The organism is bacterium (genome assembly GCA_040755795.1).
GTDB lineage: Bacteria > UBA9089 > CG2-30-40-21 > CG2-30-40-21 > SBAY01 > JBFLXS01.
Map to the genome: position 1 here is coordinate 1 of JBFLXS010000395.1, position 3,830 is coordinate 3,830.

4 protein-coding genes are annotated in these 3,830 nt (G+C 38.3%); 2 read left to right on the forward strand and 2 right to left on the reverse strand.

Translation table 11 applies throughout. From position 1 onward, the window contains the following. Nucleotides 1-215: 215 nt before the first annotated feature. Both AB1414_17235 and AB1414_17240 read right to left on the reverse strand, forming a co-directional pair. Nucleotides 216-665: a hypothetical protein gene (locus AB1414_17235; protein ID MEW6609159.1), complete on the reverse strand. Its 450-nt coding sequence runs from the start codon at nt 663-665 to the stop codon at nt 216-218. 39 nt (nt 666-704) lie between these two features. After that, on the reverse strand, nt 705-1,142 hold the full coding sequence (locus tag AB1414_17240; GenBank protein MEW6609160.1) for a hypothetical protein: 438 nt from the start codon (nt 1,140-1,142) through the stop codon (nt 705-707). A gap of 237 nt (nt 1,143-1,379) precedes the next feature. On the opposite strand from AB1414_17240, the gene AB1414_17245 reads away from it, so the two are divergent. Next, nucleotides 1,380-2,414, forward strand: coding sequence for a glycosyltransferase family 9 protein (locus AB1414_17245; GenBank protein MEW6609161.1), 1,035 nt, complete (start codon nt 1,380-1,382; stop codon nt 2,412-2,414). Between the two features lie 455 nt (nt 2,415-2,869). After that, the gene (locus AB1414_17250; GenBank protein MEW6609162.1) at nt 2,870-3,457 is read left to right on the forward strand and encodes a DUF4254 domain-containing protein; all 588 of its coding nucleotides are present in this window, start codon (nt 2,870-2,872) and stop codon (nt 3,455-3,457) included. The last annotated feature ends 373 nt before the right edge of the window (nt 3,458-3,830 follow it).

Consider the following 3,830-nt stretch of genomic DNA (forward strand, 5'->3'; position numbering starts at 1 on the left):
TAAATATGTTGTTTGTGTCATAAGTTTGTCCTCCTTATTTTAGTTAGTTAATACTTTTTGTATAGTATACCATAAAATCTTTCGCAGGTCAAACTTGACACTTTATCATATCATCTCTGCGGTGAATAGTTACTGCAAAAGTTTTAATTATTAAAAAAGAGGAGGCCCTCCATAAAAGGAACCTCCTCTTTTTTTTCATTTCTTCGCCGTGAATACTACTTCTTTAGTAGAGTTGTTTCTTCACTACCTTCTTCGGAGCAAGCCGCCGGACCCGGACATAGAATTTGAGAAAACGCGACATCTGTGTAATAAACTGCTACCGTCCCATCGTTGTTATACCAAACCGAGTCATCCACACCAGTCATTGTCGCCAGGTCAATGTCCATCATGTGAACTCCATACATTCCCCAATTTGGCAGAGCTTCCATCACAGTAAGGTACACATGATTATCATTCGTTATATACCCTCCTCCTGCCATCGCGGAAGGATAGACAGGGTTAGAACCCGTCACGCTTACTGCAGCCGCGTAGTTATGGAGATCTACACACCATACCCAGGTATCGGTAAAGTCATTACATTTGAAGCAATATTTGCCCACGCACGAGGCGGCATTCCCCATCGCCGGTAATAAGAGAATACTCACGGCAATAATTATCTTTTTCATCTTTTCTCACCTCTTTTTTTCATTTCTTCGCCGTGAACACTATTTCTTTAGAGTTGTTTCGCCACTACCTTTGGCGCAATCCACCGGACATGAAATTTGAGAGAACGGAAGATCTGTGTAATAAGGTCCTACCGTCCCATCGTTGTTATACCAAACCAGGTCATCCACACCAGTCATTGTCGCCAGGTCAAGGTCAATCATGTGAACTCCATATATTCCCTCATTTGGTATAATTTCCATCACAGTAAGGTACACATGATTATCATTCGTTATATACCCTCCTCCTGCCATCGCGGAAGGATAGACAGGGTTAGAACCCGTCACGCTTACTGCAGCCGCGTAGTTATGGAGATCTACACACCATACCCAGGTATCGGTAAAGTCATTACATTTGAAGCAATATTTGCCCACGCACGAGTCGGCATTCCCCATCGCCGGTAATAAGAGAATACTCAAAGCAATAATCATCTTTTTCATCTTTTATCACCTCCTTATCGTTTGGTAATTGGTAACTGGTAATTGGTTAAATAGCAATCTCAATTACTGGTTACCATTAAACTATCCTTGAAATAGTCGAGTTTTTTATCAGCGACTTTCAAGCATAGACCGACCTTTCTTAAGATAACACAAAAAAGTTTTTTTGTCAAGTTTTTTTAAAAAATTTACCATTATTTTTAGTTGACAAAAATAATGATGTAGGATAGAATAAATTTGATGAAAATTAATCCTGATAAGATATTACTTATTCAATTAAGGAGAATAGGCGATGTTTTGATGACTACGCCGGCGGTTAAATCACTTAAAAAACGATTTCCTGAGACAAAAATTACATTCTTGACCGAACCGCCATCTGATGAAATCTTTCGTCACAATCCTTATGTAGATGAAATCTTACTCCATAATCGCCATTTTAAAGCAAAGGATTATCTGAAATTCATCCAGGAATTACGCAAAAGGCGATTTGATTTAGTCATAGATTTTTTTAGTAATCCTCGCAGTGCACAGATAGCCTTTTTTAGTGGGGCAAAACATCGAATTGGATTTAACTTTCGTGGTCGAGCCTGGTTATATACCTCAAAGGTAAATTTACCTCAGGATAAAAATCTTTATTCCGCCATTCATAAATTACATCTGTTAAAACCACTTGGAATAGATGTAGAAGATTGTCAAATTGAGTTTTTTTGCTCATCACAAGATTATGAATATGCCAGGGAACTAACAAGAAAGTTAGGAATTACTGCTAATGATTTCGTTATCGCCCTTTGTCCAGTTTCAAGGCGAGAATATAGAGTTTTGCCAGCAGAAAAATTTGCCTGGATTTCAGATGGTTTAATTAAAAAATACAACGCTAAAATTCTATTTATGTGGGGTCATAATGAAAAGGGTTTTATTGATAAGGTAAAGTCCCGAATGAAGTATGCCGAGAGGACATTCGATGATTATGAAATCCCAACGATTAGTCAGATTAGGGCTCTTTTTGAAAAAGTCAATTTTTACATCGGAAATGATAATGGCATCAGACATATTGCGATTGCCGCTGGGACTCCAACGGTAACTGCTTTTGGACAATCAAACCCTTTTAACTGGACACCACCTGAGAGTAAATTCCACCAGTTTGTAGATTATGACCCCGGTTGTAAAGAAAAGTGTAATGTTGCCAGATGTAAAGTCTATCGCTGTATCACTGAAATAAGTGAGATAGAGTATCTTAAAAAGATTGAAGAGTTGATACAACGCATTGGTCATTAGTTATTTGGCTAAACACTTACGATTTGAGGAAAAACGCTCATGAGTCTGCGATTCACAAAGGACGATGAAAATTAAGGAACTCGGGGCTCGGGGCTCGGGATTCGGGAATAAAAGAATCCCCTAACCTCTTAATCTCCCGCCAGCGGGGAGATAAAAAAATAAAAATCTGTGTCCTCTGCGAAATCTGCGGATTATTTTCAGGGGAAACGGACATGAGCCAAGGCTCACAAAGGGCAATGAAAATGGGAGAAGGACAACCCCCTAACCCCCTTTATTAAGGGGGAATATGTGTTCTAAACCAGAGGATACGAGTCTGTGGATACTATACTAATTCGCTAATCTCTAATTCACTAATTCGCTATTTTCAGGTGAAATCAGGCTGAAGCCTGCGGCTATCAGCCTTCCCGAATCCCGAACCCCGAGTCCCGAGCCCCGATTTTCAAGAGGAAGTAAAAATGTTTGATGTAATGTTAATAAAGGAGTTTTATACTGATTGTCTGGTTAAATGGCATCAGGATGAATATCTTGAGATTGAGAATTACGAAGGAATTTATCAGATTATTTATAACTTGCATTTGACTAATTATCGTTTGTGGCATCAAGAAGATATTGCTCGGAGAACAGATGTGGCTGATAAGGTTATTGCAGATGTAAAGCGGAAGATTGATAAGTTAAATCAGAATAGAAATGATACTATTGAAAAGATTGATGAATATCTATACCAGATATTACACCCACAAAACCTTTCTTTGCCAATGAATTCAGAAACCCCGGGAAGTATTCTGGACAGAATGTCGATACTTTCGCTTAAAATATACCATATGACTGAGGAAACAAAAAGGATAGATGTAGATTCTGAACATATAAAAACCTGCCAGGAAAAAGTCCATATCTTGAAAGAACAATTCAATGATTTAAAAAATTGCCTTGATGTTTTGCTTGAGGAAATTTTTACTGGTAAGAAAAGACTTAAAGTCTATCGCCAATTTAAGATGTATAATGACCCACGGCTAAATCCACAACTTCGAGAAATTACCCACTAATCTTCTCCTTTTCGGCTAATCAAAAAGTGTAACCGTTCAAGTAATCCTTTACCGCAGAGACGCAGAGGAACAGAGAAGACATAGAAATAAAGTAACTATTCAGCCACTGATTAACACGGATTAGCACGGATAAATACAGAGGGCAGAAGGCAGAGGACAACAGGAGGAAAAATCTTCAGCCTAACTACGGACACGGATACCGGACACGATTCACGAATTTTCAGTGTTTCATCTGTGTCCATCTGGGGCTGAATAGTTATCAATAAATTTTAATTTTTTCTCTGCGTCTCTGTGTCTGTTATGTAAAGTGTCAAGCTTTTTTTTATTTTTTTACTTAAGAAAAGACTCTACGACTTATCTCTATAACTCTACA

Bases quoted from the DNA above. Each gene is read 5' to 3' on its own strand.
- AB1414_17250 (MEW6609162.1), top strand. From the start codon at position 2,870: ATGTTTGATGTAATGTTAATAAAGGAGTTTTATACTGATTGTCTGGTT.
- AB1414_17235 (MEW6609159.1), bottom strand. From the start codon at position 665: ATGAAAAAGATAATTATTGCCGTGAGTATTCTCTTATTACCGGCGATG.
- AB1414_17240 (MEW6609160.1), bottom strand. From the start codon at position 1,142: ATGAAAAAGATGATTATTGCTTTGAGTATTCTCTTATTACCGGCGATG.
- AB1414_17245 (MEW6609161.1), top strand. From the start codon at position 1,380: ATGAAAATTAATCCTGATAAGATATTACTTATTCAATTAAGGAGAATA.